At 50.3% G+C, this 22,968-nt stretch carries 6 protein-coding genes and 1 pseudogene; all 7 read right to left on the minus strand.

All coding sequences use genetic code 11. The features are described 5' to 3' along the window. Positions 1–929: 929 nt before the first annotated feature. Positions 930–1,634, minus strand: a complete 705-nt coding sequence (locus AM231_RS16545; protein ID WP_054403492.1) for a 4'-phosphopantetheinyl transferase family protein — start codon at positions 1,632–1,634, stop codon at positions 930–932. Between the two features lie 315 nt (positions 1,635–1,949). Further along, a partial coding sequence (locus tag AM231_RS16550; RefSeq protein WP_242615179.1) for a phosphopantetheine-binding protein occupies positions 1,950–4,160 on the minus strand: 2,211 nt, incomplete at its 5' end. Between the two features lies 1 nt (position 4,161). Then, positions 4,162–6,188, minus strand: a pseudogene (locus AM231_RS30245) (non-ribosomal peptide synthetase); the annotation flags it as partial. A 297-nt stretch (positions 6,189–6,485) separates the two neighbouring features. Beyond that, a complete protein-coding gene (locus AM231_RS16555; RefSeq protein ID WP_054403493.1) occupies positions 6,486–7,364 on the minus strand; it encodes a glycosyltransferase family 17 protein in 879 nt (292 codons plus the stop codon). After that, positions 7,333–15,933 (minus strand): non-ribosomal peptide synthetase, encoded by an 8,601-nt coding sequence (locus AM231_RS16560; RefSeq protein WP_242615180.1) that lies wholly within the window; start codon positions 15,931–15,933, stop codon positions 7,333–7,335. The genes AM231_RS16555 and AM231_RS16560 overlap by 32 nt, the downstream gene beginning before the upstream one ends. Before the next feature lie 666 nt (positions 15,934–16,599). Continuing rightward, positions 16,600–17,337, minus strand: coding sequence for a thioesterase II family protein (locus AM231_RS16565; protein WP_054403494.1), 738 nt, complete (start codon positions 17,335–17,337; stop codon positions 16,600–16,602). A gap of 14 nt (positions 17,338–17,351) precedes the next feature. Next, positions 17,352–22,958 carry a non-ribosomal peptide synthetase gene (locus AM231_RS16570; RefSeq protein ID WP_054403495.1) on the minus strand — a complete coding sequence of 1,869 codons (5,607 nt, stop codon included), beginning with the start codon at positions 22,956–22,958 and terminating at the stop codon, positions 17,352–17,354. Positions 22,959–22,968 lie beyond the last annotated feature (10 nt).

The following is a 22,968-nucleotide window of genomic DNA, read 5'->3' on the forward strand; positions in this document are numbered from 1 at the left end:
CATCGTGCCGACTCTCCTTCCTGTATGTACTCGAGACTTACGATTGTTCGGCCCTTCCCGAAAAAAAACTTTCCGGTCCTATGGCTTCTGCTGACTTCTCACCACAAGCTTTACTCCGTCTTTCGGTTTTTTTTCCTACTTGACGTCAGTGAGACCTCCCCGGGTAAGAGCGATAACCTTCCCCTCATCCATCTGCCACATTTACATGATGAGATTCGGGCAGTATTGGACTTTGCTTTGTTAGGCAAGCTCGTCCGTCTCACCATGCCTCTTATGTGATTTCTGTTCGTCAGACCGAGGGTTTGCCTCCGGCTTCCTTCAGATTCGGCCTCACGACCGACACCCTTGCCTTTGGCTAACAGTTCCTACTGCCAAGCCTGTAGCGGACTTTCACCGCCAAGTTATCGCCCATGCCGGGCGCACCNCGGGCGCACCTAAACAACCAGTCGCCGATTCATTTTCGGCAACTGGCTGCTTAAACTTGTAAGGTGTTTTGATCCCTGTCTCTTAATCGGGGGTCAGTCCCTCCATCTTACCAGATGTCTTTTTTCTCTGGTCTACTAAAAGGGGATAATACCAGAAAGGGTGTTTTTAATATAGCCATATCCCAACATTATTAAATAATATTTTTTATAGCTTTGATACCTCGGACAGAACTAACTTTCGAAAAATGACCACCTTAAGTTGTTTTTGCTTTAATTTGTTCAAACGTTGTCCTAACAATAGAAAAATTTTCATTTAACATCTCTTCAAATTCAATGTCGAATTTTCTCCTCTACATCACAATCATAGCAATTAATCGTAACGAATTTAAACCAACATTATTTAATTTTTTAACAAGCTCTAGTTCTCCATTCTCCCATATATTCAATGTTCTTATTGAATATATGGGAGAACTTCATGTAATAAATGCTCGTCCATTTCATAAATCATTCTTGGGGCCTCCAGGGTAGGTCGGTGATTAGATTTTCACTCGTAATTATAGAGATATAATTAGGGAATAAATCCCTCCCCCCTTTAATACAAACACTTAACTTATAGTTTGGATCAATTTGATAAGACTTCAAAGAATATAAATCTGTTTGTTTCTCATCAATAACTTGATTTTCACACGCTTGTGCGTTAATAGTAAAATCCCTTGTTGAGTAATAAAAACCTTTTCCAATGGCCTTAATATAACTTTCTTTTAATGTCCATTGTTCGTAAAAATAATCCTTCGCTGCCTCACCAGCTTTTTTGTGCAAGATTTGCAATTCTGCTTCAGAAAAAACATGCCTTGCAACAGATAGGTCCATTGGACCTATCTGTTCAACATCAATTCCTACACAATTATTAGCTAATACTCCTACAACCCAATCACCTGAGTGTGAAATATTAAAATCACATTTTCTTCTATCGTTCCAGTAAGGTTTACCGTATAGATCTGTCACAATAGCAATACCTTCTGGAGAAACATTAAATTTGTTACCAATTAAATAACGAATTAGAAGATCTCCTAAAATCCCTCGTTCCCTATCCTTTCGCATTACAAAATTTGAGATACGTTTTGCTTTATCTTCTCCCATTATAGCTAAACCAACTAATAGTTGATCATCAGAAAGAGGTATTGTAATATTCACTGCAATAATATCCATCCTTTTACTGCTCCTTCTGAGTATTCTTTATCCCCATGTTATCGACTACGTCAACCATTTGAATATTCTCAATAATTAGCACTAATTGTCTAATGGTTCTATACCTCTATCCGCTATCGATTGATGGGGATCTTGGATAATCTGTTGGATCAGATTAGAGATATGAGAACACATTAGGATGAATTCATCAGAGAATAAATCGGTGCGATAATCGAAGTCCATTCGCCGCAAGCGGCCTCCTCCGCTCCGCTTCGGCCCCATCGAGGTTGAGGGCTATCTACCCCCACTAGAATCGATGTTGCCCAAACTGTGATTCTATGTGTATAGTTCACATGCTGCCTTGAGAAAAGCCATCCTGACTTCCCCAACGTCAATCTTGTAGCTACAGCGAAAAGAGAAAATAAACCCGTCGGCGCAAGATGTTGCGATACAGTTAAACAGCGAATAAATCGGCAGCGGATTCGGCTGTTTCACGACGGTATCGTCGTAGCTTTCCCGCAAATCCCCCTTGGTGCTATTGCCCAAATAATTAAACATGAACAGATCGAGATGCTCATACTGTTCCCCAAACTGTACGGACCTCTTGGTTCTGGACCAGTCGTAACGACAAGTAGGATCGGTGAGCAGATGCATAAAATTAAGGTTTTTATCCTTCAAAAGATCCAGCCGGGTTCTGACGGAACGCATTGTTTTATCCTGATTCCATCCCGCATCGATGAAGAGAGGCACGTAATCAATAAATTCGCCGACCGTATTGTAGTATAACGCTTCTTCATATCTTCGTCCGTCGTATAAGAACAGCAAGGGAAAATGATCCGTCTCCAAGTAGGCCTGCAGGCCCTTGGTATAAACGGAAAGCGCAAGCCCCAAGGAATGTTCTTTGGCCGGAATAGCAACGTTGAACAAGAAGGCTTCGTCACTCGTTCGATGCTCAAGCCGGCGTAAAATATCCTGCTTGCTCCGGTGAAATGCCTCCAGTTCAAAGGCCGAAATCAATTCTTGCTCGGAGATGCCTTGTGGGCCGCTTTGAATATGCTTGACATACTCAAGAAAAGGCTTCACTTCGTCAGAAGGCGGAACTTGATTTAGCAGAAGACTTCTGTAGAAAGAGACCATCTGCCTCTCGATGACTTCGGTTGTCACCCGGTCGCAAAGAGCATGATGCAAAAGTCCGATCACATAATGCTCGCGCAAATTTCGTTTTAACAGAATCATTTGATACAAGATACCCTCCCCGTCGTAACGGGTGTTGTGTATGAAATCCTGCAGCATGTCCATAAACGGACCGTAAGAATTGTAGCCCGATACGTCGATCAAATAAAGCTTCGGCGGACGGGTGGAAGGAAAGGCGTATTCTTTCCAGCAAACGCATGGCTCCCCTTGGACGGGAACGCTTCTCAACAAACCTTGGCGCTGCACGAGTTGAGCGTAGGACTGGTCTAATAGCGTATAATCCACGTACTCGTCCAACTTGAAGAAAACGATGCTAGGAGGCGTTTGGAACTTGATTTGCATCTGTTGTATCGCCCCAAACGGGTACTCCTGCGTCACATGCCCCGTTTTGATCCACCGATCCGTTTGAAGGTAATTTTCGTGAAGCCGTGCGCGAATGGTTGTTGCCTCATCCGGTTCTATTTCGTTTAAACCGAGACACCGGAAAAAAACTTCTTCATCGATCGTCTCGTTCGGATCCACTTCAATCCTTCGATGAAGAGGCACGATATAGTGTGGCAGCAGATTTTTGGCGACCTTCCCGTTAATCGTCTGTACGAGGCTTTCGACGCGATTCTTTTCCACATCGTCGCTGTATAGAACGTTAATATTTTTCGTTTCTTCGAACACACCTCTAACTTGATACGAGACCAGTTCATACACGTACTCCGTCCCCCGGTGCAGCCAGGAAACGAGAGCTTCTTTCGCTTCAATGAGACCTTCCTGCTCCTTCGCAGATTGAAGGTAAGCGGCGAGCGCTCGGATCGATTTATAGTGATAAATATCCGTTAAGGTAAAACGGCATCCTGCCTTTTCCATTTCCGACATCAACACCAGCGCTTTGAGAGAATGCCCGCCGAGGTCAAAAAAGCTGTCCAGGACACTGAGGCTTGGAACACCTAATACCACTTGCCAAATCTTCGCCAGCTTGGCCTCCAGCTCCGTCTCGGGCATTGCTTGTTCTGCTCCGTTCTGTAAACTTTCTTCCGGAGCCGGCAGCGCTTTGCGGTTTACTTTGCCGTTGACGGTGAGCGGAAATTGCTCCAGTTGCACGAAGTAGGACGGGATCATGTGCTCCGGCAAGCTTCGCTTCAAATACGAACGCAGCTCAGATGCCTCGAATGTTCCCCCGCTTACCACGTACGCGCACATGTACGCTTCGTCCCGCTCATCTTTCCGGGCGACGACCACCGCTTCCTTTACGTCCGCGTGCTGCAGCAGATGGTGCACAATTTCACCCGTCTCAATCCGATACCCCCGGATTTTCACTTGCTCGTCAATCCGGCCCATGTACTCCAGCTTCCCGTCCGGCAGNCCTCCGCCTGGTATCCAGCCGAACAGTTCCGTCAAAGACACGTCGAACGTATAGCTCGTCTTCAGCAAATAAGCTTCTTCTTCCCCACAAGGATATTTTCTTTGCAGCGCAACCATCATGTTCATTAAGCTGCCGTGCTCGACCATGACCCCTTTCGGCTGTCCCGTCGATCCCGACGTGTAGATGAAGTACGCCAGATCGCTTGGACCGCTTGCCGTTGGCAGGTTTGCAGTGTCGCCTGCGTACAGCGACGCGTCTGCAAGGTTCAGCACGGTTCCTTCGTAATCTTGCGGTACTTCCGCGTCCCCGCCGTATACGAGCAGCAGCCTTGTGCCGCTGTCTTCTAGCATGTATGCGATCCGCTCCTCCGGGTACGACGGGTCAATCGGCAAGTACGCGCCCCCGGCCTTCAAGATCGCGAGAACCCCCGCGACCATCTCAACCGAACGCTCCGACATGATCCCCACGATCCGGTTCGCTCCGACGCCACGCACCCGCAGCTCATGCGCCAACTGGTTCGCCTTCGCGTTCAGCTCCCCATACGTCAATCGCACAGACTCGAATATGACCGCCTCAGCTTCCGGCGTCCGTTCTGCCTGCTGCTCGAACAGCGCATAGATCGTTTTATCCTTCGGATAGTCCGCCTTCGTGTCGTTAAACGTCTCCAGTAGCTGGCGCTTCTCTTCTTCCCCGACCAGCTCGATCTCGTCCAGCCGCACGTCCGGCCTTGCCGCCACTTGCTCCACGATCGCCGCCAGATGTCTTAATAATTGCTCCATGGCTTCTTCTTGATAGGCTTCGGCATTGTAGCTAAGTTTAACGAAAAGCCGATTTCCGCTTAAACCCATGATTACATTTAATCCGTAACTGGTTTGCTCGATTCCCCTCAGAGCGGTTATGACCAATTCCCTTTGTGCTGAGTGCTCGTCATGAATAGGGGGCGTATCAATCGGGAAGTTCTGAAACACGCAAATATGGTCAAACAAATTCGATTTTAGTTCACTGCGCGATTGAATGTCTGCCAAGGAAACGTAGTCGTACCGCTCGGATTTTAACAAATCGGCCTGTACTTGTTTAGCCATGGCGAGAAATGTCTCGTACCCGGTACGACGAATCCGTACTGGAATCGTATTGACGAACATTCCCACCATACGCTCAATGCCACGAACCTCGGATGGACGCCCGGAAACAACCATACCGTGTACAACATCGTCGGTGTTGTTATACTGTTGGAGCAATACTCCCCATGCCGATTGCATCCAATTGTTTAATGTAAGGTTATGACGCCTGCAATGCTTGGTTAACTGTTCCGTGTGCGTCTCTTCGAAGATATGAGTAATCTCTTTCAACGCATACGCATTCTCGCCTTGGATTCGCTTGATTTTTGGGATTTCTGACCGATGATCATAATCCTTCAAATACTGGCTCCAAAATTGCAATGCTTCTTCCTTATCTTGTTTTTCTAACCAATTGATATAGTCGCTAAAAGGATATGCTGGAGGCAACTGAAGAGGGCGATCGTTGCGCAGCTCCTCGTAAATGTTGAAATACTCTTCGCGGAGGATACCGGAACTCCATCCGTCCACCACGATGTGGTGCATGCTCCAAATCATTTCGTACTGATCCTCGCCGGTCTTTAAAACCGCAATCCGAATAAGCACGTCCTTCGTTAAGTCGAATCCTTTTTCCCGGTCCGCCTTCTTGAACGACTCTACGTACGCTCGCTTCTTTGTTTCCTGCATCACCGTAATATCTTTGTAGAGAAAGGCCGACGCTCTTCGTTTCAAGACGGCTTGTAGCGGTTGACTTAACTTCTTATGCGAAAAGAACGTCCGCAGAACTTCATACCGCTCTATGAGAACCGCCAAGCCTTTTTCCAATAGGACCGGGTCCAGTCTGCCACTAAGCGAGATGTATGACTGTACAAAATAAGCTTCAGAACGTTCTTCCAAAAGTGAATGAAACAACATCCCGGCTTGCATTGGAGACAATGGATAAACCTTAACGATTTTGTCTTTTTGACTCATCGACTACTTCCCCCACATCTATTAAGTTGCTATGAAATTCGTCGAGCTTCTCTAAAGTGATATTATCGTTATCCAGGTCGCTCAGAGTAAGCTCTGTCTCGGTTTGCCACATGCAATGACGATCGAGAGTAGTTGCTTCTTGTAGTTGTCCAGCATACCTGCATCGTGATTTCGCAGCACTCCTGCTTATCGTACGTTACGCTCAGCGTCAGTTGTCCGTCGATCACGTTTCTGCGATGTCCAGCAGCGCATAAGCCCATTCCGATTGCGGGCTCTTCTGGACCCACGCGGAAACCTCTAGTACAAAAGATCCGCTATTGGGATGTCTTGCAGAGCGGGCAAAAACGATTTTTCGTTATCCACATACAGCTCGGTATCAAGATAGTACAGCTTTTTATCATCCAGACACTGCTTAATGTAATCTTCGTTCACGATACTTTTGTCCTTGACATTGGCTGCAAATGCTTGAAGCTTCGGGAGTGCGGTTTGGCGATAGTCCAGCCACGAATGATGAAACCCGGCAGGTTCTTCTAGGCAGTAGATGTCTTGATAGAGCCCTTCTGCAATCCCCTTCTTCCTTAGATAATCCCCCGAGAAAGGCATACTTCTGAAAAATCGTCCGGTCATCGCAAAGACGCGATAGCTCCAATGAGGAGCTCCGTGATTGGAACGGCAGAATAGATTCAGAAAAAAGACGGAATAGTGCATTTTGACGGTAATGACTTGACGTCTTTTCACTTCCGAGACAATCCGGTCCGCCATCCGACTATCAATGATCTCATCGAAATCGGCCAGAATAATCACATCGTCATCCTCAACCCGCTCCCGCAAGATGTCGGAACACCGGCTTCTCTGATACGCTTCGTTATAAAATGCGCTGTTGTAGCTCAGCAAACGCCAATACCAGCGGTCAAAGTTCGCCGCTTGGCAAGTCTCCGGGTTAAAATACAATTGGTGCCGCTCCGGCTTGCGAAACACGTTGTCGGCATGAAGCGAATGGTAAACCACCTTCGGACCGAGATAAGCTGGATCGAAGTTCCGGGGCTTGTCCGCATAGCTGAATGTCTTGTTAGCCTCGATCACGTGAAGCTCGTCGATCCAGTGGGCATCTTCTTTCAGTTTAATTTGCGCCACCCGGTTTTCGTTAAAAAACGGGCAAAATCCATAAATTTTCATGACAAAAGCTCCCTTCACCTATAATTGTGAACGATTTAACTTCGATGCCTTGGCGCAAATATGTTGCAAACCGGTGCACCAGCCCGGCCACCGTTTGTTTTTCGTAATGTAGCGTGCTGTAATAACAGGTCAAGCTCAGCCTGTCCCGCTTCAAGCAAGCCGTCATATTTAACCAATAAGCGGAAGGGTTGTCCGGCGCATTGGTATTTCCAAACGGAAGGGGCAACGGCTCGTAGAGATCGTCGGCCTGCCAAGCTGTTTCCTCCGATTGATAATGGAACAGCATGCGGCTTCCATCGATAAAAGGCACCGTCTCCGGATGAAGTTCCGGTACGATATGCCGCAAAGCAAAATAGTCCATACCTTCATTAGGAATATCTTGCAGCGTCCGTTTGACATGCTCCAGCAGCGCCTCAGAATCGCCTGCAAGTTCCTGCTTACCGATGCGGATTCGTGCTGGATATGCCCCGGCAAAAAATCCGACCGTGCGGTCAATCGCGATCCCCGGCAAAAAGGACTCACGCTGGTAGGACATCAGGTGCAGTAGCAGGTCCGACTGCTTTTTTAAGTCGAAGCAAGTCCGCGACAATACCGCCAACATGACTCCAAGAGGGCTAGTTTGATGCTCAGCCGCAAATGCCTTCAATTGCTTTACTTGCTCGGTGCCTTCCAGCAAATCAAACGTGATCGTTGCCATATGACTGTGGAGAGGCCATTCCTCCGTTTCTCGGTCGGTCTGCAACGACCTGCCTCCTTCGACAACATCTCTCCAATAGGCTTCTGCCTCGGCCGAAATGCCGCTGGCTGCGTATTGTGTCAGCGCCTCACACCAATCGCGGTAGCTGCTTCCTATTTCATCGTCCTGTTCATCATCTTCTCCCAAGTCCGATAAGAGAAGTTGTCTTAAATCATCCAAAACGATATTCATCGACATCCCGTCAAAAATCGAATGATGGAACAGGAGCAGCAATACCTGCCCGCATCCGCCGATGTAATGGTCAAACAATACGACTTTCCATAATGGTCCAGTTTCGATATTGAATCCATGCTGAAGATTGGAGCAGTACTCAGAGATAAAAATGTCTTGGGAAGCGGCTTTCTCCCGCAAATCGACGTAAGTAAACATCCGGTTCATATCGAGTTCCCGCTCGTATTGGTACCACTCACCATGATCAAGCCGAGCAAAAGTCAACCGCAACGCCGCATGTCTATGAACCAGAAGCTGTAACGCACGGTTCAGCTCATGGTTAGTCGTACGCTGCTTGAGCAACCCTAGATAAGGGACATTGAACATGTTGCGGTTTTTCAAGTCTCGTTTGAAGAAACGTCTTTGCACGGCCGATAGCGGAAATCCGTTATTCGGGTACGTCTTCTGCCCCGTTGATCTCATATCTGTATCCGAAATGACGGCGGAAGCCGGAGGCGGATCTGAAAGTGTCCCGCTCAAGGAGCGGGCCAGCCGTTCAATTGTTTGTTCCCGTAAGATTTGATTGACCGTAACCGAATACCCATTCTTTTGCAGCATGCTGACCATACGCAGCGCATGGAGCGAGTGCCCTCCGAGTGAGTGAAATTCTTCATGCTTGCCGATATAATCGAGCTTCAGCACATGACGCCAGATCTGCTCCATTTGTTGTTCCAGGTCCGTCAAGGCACCTGATTCGAAATCCTGTTTGGTGTGATGCACTTCCGGAAATGGGAGCATTCTCCGATCAACTTTTCCGTTCACCGTTAACGGAAATGAATCCAACCAAACATACCGGAAAGGCAGCATATACGATGGAAGGCACCTAGCCATGTAGGCTGAAAGCTCCTCTTCCTGCTCATTTTTGTCCGATGTATAATAAGCGATCAAGCGTAGTTCCCCGTGAACCTCTCGGCCGAGAACGAGACTTTGTTTCACAGCAGGAAAGCTGCTAAGACGGTGCTCGATTTCCCCGAGTTCGATCCGGATGCCTCGAAGCTTCAACTGTCCATCGCTCCGCCCGATATACTCGATATTGCCGTCCGGCAGCCATCTTCCGCGATCCCCGGTCCGATACAGCACCAAATTTCTTCCTTTGTCGCGATCCTCAGCAGAGGCAAACGGATTCGGAACAAACACCTTGCCCGTCAGTTCCTCCTGCTTCCAATAGCCCCGTGCGACGCCGTCCCCTCCTACGTAGATTTCTCCGACAGCGCCGACAGGCAGAACGCCTCCCCTTGCGTTTAAAATATAGCAGGTCGTATTGCTGATCGGTTTGCCGATAGGGATATCACGTTCAAAGGGACGTTCAATCGGATAACTTGTCGAAAAGGTGGTGTTCTCCGTTGGACCATAGCCGTTCAGGATCGTAAGTGACGGATACGCGAGCCGGAGACGATTGATCGGCCTCGCCGATAGCACCTCTCCGCCTACGATTAACGAGCGAAGTCCGGCGAACATTGATACGTTCTCCTCGATCCACTGATTGCATAAGGCGGCACTAAGCCATAACGAGTTAATGTCCCATGCTTTCATCTGCTGCTTCAACAGGCTGATGTTCATAAGATCATCTTTGGAAACGACGAACAAACGGCCCCCGTTCAGCAGCGTACCCCATATTTCAAACGTAGAAGCGTCAAATACGGGCGAACCGGTATAAAGCAGTCTCATATCTGGAGAAAACGGAAAATAGTTCGTATTTTTCACTAGACGAACAATGCTGCGATGCTCGACCATAACCCCCTTCGGTCTGCCCGTTGAACCGGACGTATACATCAGGTAGGCAAGATCACTGGCTGTCGCGGGCCCGGCGCCTTTTTCCTCCTGCCCCATGGAAGGAACAACATCGAAATCATCAGCGTAAATCAACTTCAAGCGGGTACCTTGTCCAGCCTCCGTTACGCTGTCCGCCCCGCTTCGTAAGGTGATGATCATATCCAGTCCAGCGTCCCGGATCATATCGCGCGTACGTTCCGCCGGGAAATCGGGATCAATCGGTACATAGGTGCATCCCGCCTTCAAAATGCCGAGAATCGAAACGATAAATTCGAGAGAACGCGGCAAACATACACCAATAAACTGACCGTGAACCACACCCTCCTCCTCGAGCAAGTTTGCCACATGCCGGGACAATCGGCTCAGTCTCTCGTAAGTTACAACCCGATCGTATGCAATCACCGCCGGTTGGTCAGACAGAAGCCGGGCCTGTTCCTCGAACAGCTCGACTACTGAACTCTCCCTTGGATATTCGGTGAACGTACGGTTCCAATCATAGACAATTCGTTCGTAATCGTCTTCGGATAGCAAAACAATGTCTCGGACAGCACAATCGGGGTGCTCCACCGCAGCATGCAAGGCATGGCGCAGATACACCGTCAACCTGCGAACCGTTTCTTGCTCCAACCGCTCAGCATCGTACATGAGCTTGATGGTAATGTGTTCTCCATCACTTGCAATAGTAATGGTGAGCGGATAACTCGTTTTCTCGCGTTCCTCCATCGCAATCATATTCAGTCCGATTGCCGGCTGGCGGTAGTCGTTCACATAATTTTCGAAGGCGACGATGCTTTGAAACAGCGTAGGACTTTGAACGGAGCTCCAATCTTTCAATTCGGTCAGACTGATATAGCAGTAATCGTTCAGCTTGTGAATCGTGTGATGGAGGTCTTTTAAATAGCTAGTGACGGATTGGTCAGTATTCCACTGCATTACCAAAGGAAGCGTATTAATCAACAAACCGGTGATCCGATCCGCTTTGGGAAGGTCGGACCCTCGACCGGATACGACCATGCCGAATACAGTAACATCCACGTCATGAAGAACTTGCAGTACTTTTCCCCAAGCGAACTGCACCAACGTATTGAGCGATATTTGCGTTTGCTGCACATACATTGCTATGCGTCCTGTAAAGTCCGCGTCTAGCTGCAACGTCTCGATCTGCTGTGTGCGAATCGGTGGGTGCGCTTCGAAGCTCTTGCCGCTTATGTCCATCGGAAGCGGGGTCAGCTCGGTAACGTCAGCCAAATAAGCCTTCCAGAACCCTTCAGCTTCTGTCCGGTCCTTCGAGATCAGCCACCGTATGTAGGGTTCGAATGAGAGAGATGGATTGCGCTTAGGTGTTATGGCCTGTAAACTGCATGCATAAATGTCATGAACTCGATTAAGCAGCAGCGGAAGGCTCCATCCGTCAAGCAAAATGTGATGGTAGCTCCAAACAACCGCCCATTCCTCCGGACCGTTCTGAAAAAGCGCAAGCCGGTACGCAGGCTGTCGCAGATCGAAGCGGCGTTCGCGGTCCAATGTCATCCACCGTTCCAAGTACTCTTGCAGCCGATCCAGAGTTTGCGAGCTGATATCCACTACTGTCCAATCCAGTTTCGTTTTTTGAACGATGCACTGTACCGGCTCGTCCATCGCTTCCCAAACAAAGCATGTCCGTAAGCAATCATTTTCGGCAATGACTCGCTGCCACGCTTCCCGATATCGATCGACATCGAGCCGGCCATTGTATTTCCAACTCGTCTGCACTACATATTGGTCAGAGGACACATGATCTAAATAATGGAACAAAAGACCTTTCTGCATCGGACTTAGCGGCATTACCTGATCCAGACCGTATTGCGAATGGTACATGTTTACGATCTGATCAAGCGAATGTTGATCAAGCGAAGCGAGCGGAAAATCACTTGGCGTAAACTCTTCGACCTCTTTATCCTCACAATGCTCGATGACCGAAAGCAGGTAGGAAATGAAGGTTTGGGTCAACCGGGCAATCGTTGCTTCCTCGTAATGACGTTTAGAGTATTTCATAAACAAATGCAACCTGCCTTGAATGATAGAGCAGTTAAGTTCCAAAAGACTAGTTCCGTGGTTCCTGGATGAACTATGGTCCTGTGCGGTATCACTCGTGAAGTTCAGCCATTCACTTGCCGCTTCTTCTTCCATTTCCGTAAAATCGAACTGGCCTAAATAGTTGAAAAGCGCCTGCGGCTCGGAAGCTGTTAAAGAGGTTCGAACCTGCTTAGATAAATGGCAGTACCGTAGAGCGCCGTATGAAATGCCATGGTCAGGGATGCGGCGCAACTGTTCCTTGACGGATTTGATCGTTTCTCCTAAAGAACTTTCAGACGGCACCTGAATGCAAACGGGAAACATCGACGTAAACCAGCCAATCGATCTGGTTAAGTTCATGTCCGATACGCAGTGCTCCCGTCCATGCCCCTCTAGCCGAAAGGCGACTGTTTCCTGTTCGGACCAGGTTGACAACATAAGCGACCAAGCCGTAAGCAGCAAATCGTTGATTTGCGTATGATAAGCATGGGCACACTGATGCAACAACCGCTGCGTATCGCTTGGCTGCAGCGTTGCGACAAGCTCTGCAGATTCAGTGCAGCTTCTGTTATCTGCACAATGATCTACCGGTAACTGGAATGCGCCCGTTCGCTTCAGCACCTCAGTCCAGTAGGCCACATGACGGACAGTTTCTTCTTTGGATACATAGTCCGTGATCGCAGCCTGCCACTTCTTGAAGGGGCTCTGAACCGGTGGCAGCTCGGTGCCATGATATAGCTGATACAGATCTTGAAGCAAAATGCGCCAGGAGACTCCGTCGATGACTAGATGATGAACCGTAATGAACAGACGAATTTTACCGTCAAGGTGTCCCTCAATCATTCCGGCACAAAGCATCGTTCCCGACTCGTATTCCAGTCCCCCGTGCCACTTCGCACATATGGCGGCAATTTCCGGATCAGGGGCCTCTGTCTCTCGGATCATATATGAGGCAACTTCCACGCTAGCATCCGTTCGGTAACGCTGTACATACGTATTCCCGCTCTTCACGAATTGTACCGCCAGCTCCGGATGCAGCCGGATCAACCGATTAACGGCAGACTCCAGCTTCGCAGCATCGCAATGGTTGAGCACCAACATATGAGACTGATTGAAGTAATTTGGTTCTTCAAACCGCTGCTCGAAAAACCAGTGCTGAATCGGCGTCAGCCCGAATTCGCCCTCCCAATCGATGTCTTGCTCCTTCGGCTCATCGCCGTCCTGCCAAGCGGCTACAGCCGCCAACTCCTTTACACTCGGATTGTCCGCCAATTGTCTAGGAGTGAAGACGATTCCCTGATCCCTAGCCATAGACACTGACTGAATGGCAAGAATCGAATCTCCCCCAACAGCATAAAAGTGGTCGTTAACGCCTATGTTTTGCCGCTTAAGCAGGTGCCGCCAAACGTGCAGCAGCCGCTTCTCCATTTCGTCCTCTCCCGCTTCCGTCTCCTCTTCGAAAGAATGGTTCTCCACCGCAATCGGATGTGGAAGCGCCGACCGATCTATTTTACCGTTTGCATTCAAAGGAAACTCTTCAAGTCGGCAAAAGTAAGAAGGTATCATGTAAGATGGCAATACGGCGGTCAAGTGCTGCATCAATTCGGCCTCTTTCAGCTCTGTGGAGGACGTATAATAAGCCGCCAGCTTCTGATAATGCCCATCGTACCACGCCCTGACCAAGCATTGCCCGATACCCGGATAGTTCCGAATCTGATTCTCGATTTCTCCAAGCTCAATGCGGTAGCCTCTAATCTTAACCTGATCGTCACTGCGGCCTAAATATATTAATTCCCCGTCCGGCGTCCACTTTACGATATCTCCGGTTTTGTATAGCCTCTCTATTCGAGGAGTATGGCCCTCTCCCATTACCATCTCTTTGTGGACGAAGCGCTCCTTAGTCAGCTCTTTGCGGTTCAAGTAGCCTCTGGCCAGTCCTATACCGCCCACCCATAACTCGCCGGGAACACCGATCGGAACCGGATGTCCGGAAGGATTCAGGACGAACAGACGTTTGTTCGAAACAGGCCGCCCGATTGTAACCGTTGTTCCCGGCTTGCATATCGCAACAGAACAAATAATTGTCACTTCCGTCGGGCCGTAAGCATTCAGGAATAACCGATTTTTTCCCCAATCCATCACAAGATCAGGCGTGCAAGCTTCTCCGGCTGACACGATCGTTCGCAGGCCAGGCAAGTCACGCTTTGTCATCGTTTTTATTATGGAGGGCGGCAGCATGGTAACATGAATATTTTTTTGCTCTAGTATGTCCGAGATATCGGCGTAAGGCGGCAGTTCGTCATCCGACAGGACAACGAGCGTTCCGCCGACTGATAACGTCCCGATCCACTCATAAACCGAAGCGTCGAAGCTAATGGAAGCGAACTGCGTCACCCTTGTATTCGGAGTTAGACCAAACTTGTCGATCAGATAGGGAATCAGCGCAACAAGTCCGGCGTGTTCGATCAGCGCACCCTTCGGGTTTCCCGTGGAACCGGACGTATAGATGACGTATGCCAGATCGCTTGGCTTGACCTCTGTGTTCACATTTTCATCTGATCCGCCATGCTGCGCAAGACACTCGTCGATACAAATAAGCTGCGGTTCCTCCAAGCTAACTTGACGGATGATCGGCTTCAACTTGGCCGCCAATTGTCGGGTTGTTAGAATCACTTGCGTCTGCGCATCCTCCAAAATAAACCGAATGCGTTCCTTAGGATAAGCGGGATCCACCGGAAGGTAAGCCCCTCCGGCCTTCATCACTCCCAACATGGCTGGAAGCACATCTGCGCTTCGATCCATAACAAGGGTTACAGGCATGGTCGGCAGCTGCTTAAACTGCCCTTTAGCTCGGTACGCATCCATAATAATACGGGCAATTCGGTTAGCTCGGCGGTTTAATTCGGAGTAGCTCAGCTTCTGCTCACGAAACTCCACGGCAACTGCTTCCGGCGTTCTGGCCGCCTGTTCCTCGACTAATTGATGAACGGTTTTATGCTTAGAATACGCCCTGTCCGTATCATTCCAGCGGATGAATTGTTTCCCTTCACTTGCAGTGAGGAACGGGTGGGACAGCACAGGTTTCTCTGGGCCATACAATACGCCTTTCAGCAATACTTGGAATTGTCCTGCAAGCGTATACATCTGCACTTTATCCAAATACCTTCTATCATACTGAACCGTATATTCTAGTTCGCCCAGTCGGGACTCGTACAAAAATGCGATCATCGGCTGGTTCGTCTCGTATGAAGAGATGTTGCCGATCGGGCTCCATTGCGTCTTTACTATGCCGGAAATGGAACATTCATCCGATTCCGTCGAGTCCGTGGAACACGTTTCGGCTTGCGTGAATGTTTCAATCCTGTCTTCACCTTCTCTTTTCCCATGATCCATTTGCGTCTTAACCTTATGAACCAAATCATAAAACCGGTCTTCATTCTGAATATGTATAAGAAGCGGATCACGCTGGTTGCAGGCGTCTTCTGCTGCATCCGATATCACGGAATGCCAAACAGCTACCTCGTAATGATTGACATAATGAGAGTGTAAAACAGACCATACCGCCGTTAGGAAAGAAGGCATGCAAAGCTGATGCTGGCGAATGAATTCCGTTATAACTGAGACCGTGCTTGCCTCTAAACGGATCTTCTGAAAAGCATGATCGCTCTTAAATCCGTCTAGTTCCTTGTTCATAGAAGATTTCTGCAAGCTCCTTAGGTTGCCTTCGATAACTTCAGACAAACCAAGTTTTGTTCTCTTTTCAGGTGCAGTCACTATTCAACCCCCTCTTGCTTATATACATACAAAAATAAGGACTAAGGTAAATTATACCATTATAGTACAATATATCCCACAATAATGTTCGTTAAAATGTAAATTACCTTGATTTTTTTCTTGATTACTAAAACAAAAACAAGCTTGCAAACTCATCTTCTTTTCCCCTAAGAACCGTTCTGTTGGGAAGTGGGATTGATATATGCCTCAGTTCCATCGTATAACCGCATTCATAAACCTTGCTGGAGAAAAAATAACTTTTTGCATAATTGTTGAATTCCACATTCCAAAAGTAAAAACCATATTACCAAAGGAGGAATTCATTATGGCCCAGGTCCAAACAGAAGTTAAAACCGGCAAAACATTTCATTGACGTGCAGGAATTATAAGAAGCTTAATTGTCGGTCTGGTATTCGGAGTAATGATGGGGATGCTCCTGGCCGCTCATGAAGGACTTTGCCGGTCGCTAACAAAGATTCATCAGAATTTTACATGGAAAAAGGAGACCTCCTCTTCAGTGGGAAGGGGGCCTCCTTTCGGTATGGGAAATCCCTACATTTTCACACCTCAAGTCGCTATTGCTTCAGCATCTTGCCTTGATCTTATGCACTTTCGAAATTCAGGATGATACTTCGTAAATAATGTCTCTCTCCAAATTGTTCCCTCCTAAATGGAAACCGCCAGTTTTTCCATTAAAACTTTGCGGACATATGTTGGAACTTCCCGCTGATTGTCATTCACGATGAAAAAATGGTCTCCTTCGAATCCCTTGAACTCCGTCCGACAATGCGTGTATCGATTCCACGAATGGATTCTATCAGACATCGTGTTGTCATGGAATCCGTACAGAACAGACATATCGCATGCAAGTTTGCAGTCGGCAACGTTGCGGTCCGATTCCAAATAGGTCTCTACCACTTGAATATCGGCACGCAGAACGGGCAAAAAGGTATTGCGCATGACTTCATGTTGCATCACTTCTATTGGAGTTCCGCCCAATTCGCACATTTCGTGCATGAACTCACGATCTGACATCCGATGATATACTTTTTTCCTTGGGAGATGAAGGGGATCGAATCCCGATAGAAAGGTATGGACAAGCGAATAGGGAGAGTCGGTCCCTATGCGCAATCCAATTCGATAAGCCAGCAAACTTCCCATGCTGTGACCGAACAAGGCCACACGGTCATTCTCTTGTATGTGATTTCGGACAATATCTTGAAACAAGTTTTCTTCCAATTCCTCCAAAGAATATAAGAGCGGTTCCTCCATTCTGGATCCTCTGCCAGGCAGTTCTATGGGGATGAGTTGAATGGGGCTTAGCCACTTGGTCCATTGGCGATAAATCGAAAAGGACGAACCTCCCGCATAAGGGAAGCACAACAATTTCAGAGTATTTTCCACCTGTTATCCTCCTTTTACTCTTCGACTTCCTTAGCTTTTGCCGCTATCAACGCAGCATTCACGCTGCTCTCCATTTCGGTCAAGACGTCGTCCATTATTATCATTTTTGAAATTTCCTCGATTGTCATGCCTTTGTAGATGCTTTGCGGTTCGATGGAAAATCCATGTTCTCTCATGACGGCCACGAGTTCTATCACTTTTAACGAGTGGCCGCCCAGATCGAAGAAGTTGTCCCGGATGCCCACCGGCTGCGAAAGGCCAAGCACGTCCTGCCAAATTTCCGCCAGCTTCGTTTCCGTCTCGCTTCGCGGCGCGACGTATTCGCTTCCCGCCTGCACCAGCCCTTGCGGCTCCGGCAGCGCCCGCCGGTCCACCTTGCCGTTGGCCGTCAGCGGAATCCGCTCCACTTCCACCAAGTACGACGGCACCATGTACTCCGGCAAGCTGCGCTTCAAATGTGAACGCAGTTCAGATGGATCGAATGCACCGCCGCTCACCACGTACGCGCACAAGTACGCTTCTCCCCGCTCGTCTTTCCGGGCGACGACCACCGATTCCTTCACGTCCGCGTACTGCAGCAGACGGTGTACAATTTCGCCCGTCTCAATCCGGTACCCCCGGATTTTCACCTGTTCGTCAATCCGGCCCATGTACTCCAGGTTCCCATCCGGCAGCCATCTGGCCAGGTCTCCCGTCCGGTACATCCGCTCGCCAGGTTCAAATGGGTTGTCCACGAACTTCTCCGCCGTCAACTCCGGACGGTTTAAATATCCGCGTGCCAAACCGTCTCCTGCGATGCACAGCTCCCCCGGCACCCCGATCGGCTGCAGTTGGTTCGATTGATTCACCACATAAATCCGTACGTTCTGTATCGGCTTGCCGATTGAAGGAACCCCTTCTTCGGCTTCTACCCAGCCGCTGGTCGCAACCACCGTATTCTCCGTTGGTCCGTAATTGTTGGATAATCGATACCCGGATCTCTTCGTTTTCCCTAATGTATCGCCGCCGGTAAGCAGCGCGCGAAGAGAATGGCCGGGTTGCTCCGCGAACTGCTCGTATACCGGCGTTGGCAGAAACGAGACCGTGATCCCGTTCTCCTGGTAAAACCGGCTTAACGCCTCGAAATCCGTACGAATATGCGGACTGGCCAAATAGATCGCCGCCCCGCTCATGAGGTAGGGGAATATTTCCCATACGGCAGCGTCAAAACCGATTCCCGCGTACTGCGTCGCGCGATCCGTATCCCTCACTTCAAAGTAACGACAGTGCCATGTCGACAAATTCACCAGCGAAACGTGCTCGACCATGACCCCCTTCGGCTGTCCCGTCGATCCTGATGTATAGATGACATACGCCATGTCGTTCGGCCCGCTTGCCGCTGGCAGGTTCGAGGTGTCGCCTGCGTACAGCGACGCGTCCCCCAGATTCAGCACCTGTCCCGGATACCCAGGCGGTACTTCCACGTCCCCGTATACAAGCAGCAGATCAGCCCCGCTGTCTTCCAGCATGTACGCGATCCGCTCTGCCGGATACGCCGGGTCAATCGGCAAGTACGCGCCGCCAGCCTTCAGAATCGCGAGAATGCCCACGATCATCTCCACCGAGCGCTCCGCCATAATCCCCACAATCCGGTCCGCGCCAACCCCTTGGCCGCGCAATACCCGCGCCAACTTGTTCGCCTTCGCGTTCAGCTCCCCATATGTCATTTCCGCAGACTCGAATACGACCGCCTCCGCTTCCGGCGTCCGCTCCGCCTGTTCCTCGAACAGCGCCTGAATCGTTTGATCCTTCGGATACTCCGCCTTTGTGTCGTTAAACACCGTCAGCAGCTGACGCTTCTCTTCTTCTACGACCAGCTCGATCTCGTCCAGCCGTATGTCCGGCGTTTCTACGATCTGCTCCACGATCGCCGCTAGATGTTTGCCCATGCGCTCAACCGTTTCCTGCTTAAACAGTGCCGTGCTGTATTCCCAGTCGAAATACAGCCGTCCTTCCTGCTCGACCGCAGCTACCGTCAGGTCGAATTTCGCGATCCGATATTCCTGCGGGTACGGCCGAATCGTTAACCCTTCCGGCTTCCATTCGCTCATCTGCATGTTCTGCAGCACCAGCATCGTGTCGAACAGCGGGTTGCGGCTCATATCCCTCCGCACCGCAGCCTTCTCCACCAGTTCCTCGAACGGATAATCCTGGTTCTCCATCGCGCCCAGCACCGCGGCCTTCACTTCCGCCAAGTACGCGTCGAACCGTTTGCTTCCCGTCGGGCGGCTGCGCATCGCCAGCGTGTTAACGAACATCCCGATCATCCGTTCCGCATCTGGATGCCTTCTGCCCGCCACCGGAGAACCGACGACGACATCCTCCTGCCCCGCATAGCGCGACAGCAACACCCCGTACGCCGCCAAGAGCGCCATGTACAGCGTAACCCCTTGCTTCGCGCACAGCTGCTTCAACCGTTCCGTCTCGTGCTCGCTCCACAATTGACCCGTACGTTCCCCTTCGAACCGGCGGACCGCAGGCCGCTCGTAGTCCGTCGGCAGCTGCAGTACCGGCGCCTCTTCCTCGAACGCCTGCAGCCAGTATTGCTCCTGAGCTTGGTACGCCTCGCCCTGCATCTTCTCACGCAGCCATACCGCATAATCCTTATAGTGGATCGCAAGCGGCGCCAACTGCTCGCCCGCGTACAATCGCGTAAACTCGTCCACGAACACGTCCATCGACGTGCCGTCCGAGACGATGTGGTGCATGTCCAGCAGCAGCACGTACCGCCGCTCTTCCAGGCGGATCAGTCCCGCACGCAGAAGCGGCGCTTCGCCCAGATCAAACGGACGAACGAACGCCTTCACCCGCGTCTTTGCTTCTTCCTCCGTGCTTTCCGTTACTTCCAGCGCTACTTCCACCCGCTCGGCGATGCGCTGCATCAATTCCCCTTTTTGCATCGCAAACGACGTGCGGAACGATTCGTGATGCGCCGCCAGCAGGTTCAAGCTCTCCTGCACGCGCTCCGCATTCAACTCCCCTGCAATCTCCAGCGCCCACGGTATGTTGTAGCTGATACCCCTTGGGTCCAGCTGACTTACCACGTATAGCCGCTGCTGTGCAGGCGAGGCCGGATACCATTCGCGCGGCTCCGCCTTGCCGATCGCCTCGTAACGTTCCTTGGTAGCCGCCACTTCCAAATACCCCGCAAGTTCCTCTACCGTCGGGCTTGAGAACACTTCGCCCAGCGGCACACTCGCGTCCAATTGCTTCTGGATGCGCGACATCAGCTGCGTCGCTTTGAGCGAGTGGCCGCCCAGCTCGAAGAAGTTGTCCCGGATGCCCACCGACTGCGAAAGGCCAAGCACGTCCTGCCAAATCTCCGCCAGCTTTGCTTCCGTCTCGCTTCGCGGCGCGACGTATTCGCTTCCCGCCTGCGCCAGCCCTTGCGGCTCCGGCAGCGCCTTCCGATCCACCTTGCCATTGGCCGTTAGCGGAATCCGCTCCACTTCTACCAGATACGACGGCACCATGTACTCCGGCAGGCTGCGCTTCAAATACGAACGCAGCGCGGATGCGTCGAATTCTTCCACGCTCACCACGTACGCGCACAGGTAAGCTTCGCCTCGCTCGTCCTTCCGGGCGACGACCACCGCTTCCTTCACGTCCGCGTGCTGCAGCAGACCGTGCACGATTTCGCCCGTCTCGATCCGGTACCCCCGGATTTTCACCTGCTCGTCGATCCGGCCCATGTACTCCAGGTTCCCGTCCGGCAACCATCTTGCGAGATCCCCCGTCCGGTACATCCGCTCACCAGGTTCAAACGGATTGTCCACGAACTTCTCCGTCGTCAGTTCTGGACGGTTTAAATAACCTCTAGCTAGTCCTTCCCCTCCAATATAAATTTCTCCGGGAACTCCCTGGGGTACAGGACGCTGGCTTGCATCCAACACATAGATTTTTGCGTTATCTGCCGGCTTGCCGATGGGAACCGCGTACATGCCTTCCCTTGCCTCGTCGTATCGGTAAATCATGCAACCGACTGTGGTTTCCGTAGGGCCGTATTCGTTAAAGATTTCAACGGGGAATTCACAACGACTAGTGAATTTCCTCGCCACGTGAGCTTCGAGTTGCTCCCCTCCCACGATGATCCGCTTCAGATTCGAACAAGTAATCGGTATTTCGCCGAGCAGACTTAAATGCGTTGGGGTGAGTTTAACGATCCCCACTTTATTTTCAGTCAAAATGCGTTCCATAACTATGACTATGTCTTGGTCGGAATAGATGACGATTCGATTGCCACTCACAAGCGGAGTGAAAATAGAAGTGACCGTGAGATCGAAAGCAATAGACGAATAAAGAGGGAAGTCCAGCGAATCTCCCTGTACGTATACCTTCTGCGTCCAACTGATATAGTTGACCAGGTTCTGTTGGGTAATCATGACTCCTTTTGGCAAACCCGTCGATCCAGACGTGTAGATGACGTACGTCATATTCTTCGGTCCATTTACCGCAGGCAGGTTCGACGCATCCCCCGCGTACAGCGACTCGTCTGCCAGGTACAGTGCCTCTCCCGTGTACGCCGCAGGCACTTGTGCACCCCCATACACGAGCAGCAAATCGGCGCCGCTGTCCTCCAGCATGTACGCGATCCGCTCCGCCGGGTACGCAGGATCGATCGGCAAGTACGCGCCTCCGGCCTTTAGTATTGCGAGAATCCCCACGATCATCTCTACCGAGCGATCCGCCATAATCCCCACGATCCGGTCCGCTCCGACGCCACGCGCCCGCAATACCCGCGCCAACTGGTTCGCCTTCGCGTTCAGCTCCCCATACGTCAACCGTTCAGACTCGAATACGACCGCCTCAGCTGCCGGCGTTCGCTCCGCCTGCTGCTCGAACAGTGCCTGGATCGTTTGGTCCTTCGGATACTCCGCCTTCGTGTCGTTAAACGTATCCAGCAGGTGACGCTTCTCTTCTTCTACGACCAGCTCGATCTCGTCCAGCCGCATGTCCGGCCGTGCCGACACTTGCTCCAGAATGGTCTCCAAATGGCTGATGACTCGTTCGATATTATCTCTACCATGTTCCGACGCATTGAAACCGATTTTGATGCCGAGCCGGTTCGAACGCAAATGCATGATCACGCTTAACGAATAGTTGGTATGCTCAAAACTTTGAGCATCCGTGATCTGAAAATCCTGATTCTCGGATTGCCCGCTTATTTCGTAGACTTCCGGATAGTTCTGAAAGATAAACAGGTGATCGATCAGGTTTTGTTTCAGATCCGATTGCGCTTGAATCTCGGCCAAGGAAATGTAATCGTATTTCTCCGAATCCCTCGCTCTTTGCTGTAACCCTTTGACCGTTTCAATGAACGTTTCCGCGTGTTCTTTCGGGCTTAGTCGAACGGGCAGCGTGTTGATAAACAGCCCCACCATGTTCTCGACGCCCTCGATTTCCGCAGGACGCCCCGACACGACCGCACCGAACACTGCATCGTCGGTGTTGTTGTAGCTGCACAGCAACATGCCCCATGCCGTCTGCATCATACTGTTCATCGTAACCTGATGGTGTTTGCTCAATTTCGTCAAACGCTCGGTCAATGCCTCCGAGAACGAATGATGAATTTCTTCCAGCACGTACGGATCG

This window comes from Paenibacillus solani, from assembly GCF_001277345.1.
Lineage (GTDB): Bacteria > Bacillota > Bacilli > Paenibacillales > Paenibacillaceae > Paenibacillus_AQ > Paenibacillus_AQ solani.

Excerpts from the sequence above, each read along its gene's own strand:
- AM231_RS16545 (WP_054403492.1), bottom strand. The coding sequence starts at position 1,634 with ATGGATATTATTGCAGTGAATATTACAATACCTCTTTCTGATGATCAA.
- AM231_RS16555 (WP_054403493.1), bottom strand. The coding sequence starts at position 7,364 with ATGAAAATTTATGGATTTTGCCCGTTTTTTAACGAAAACCGGGTGGCG.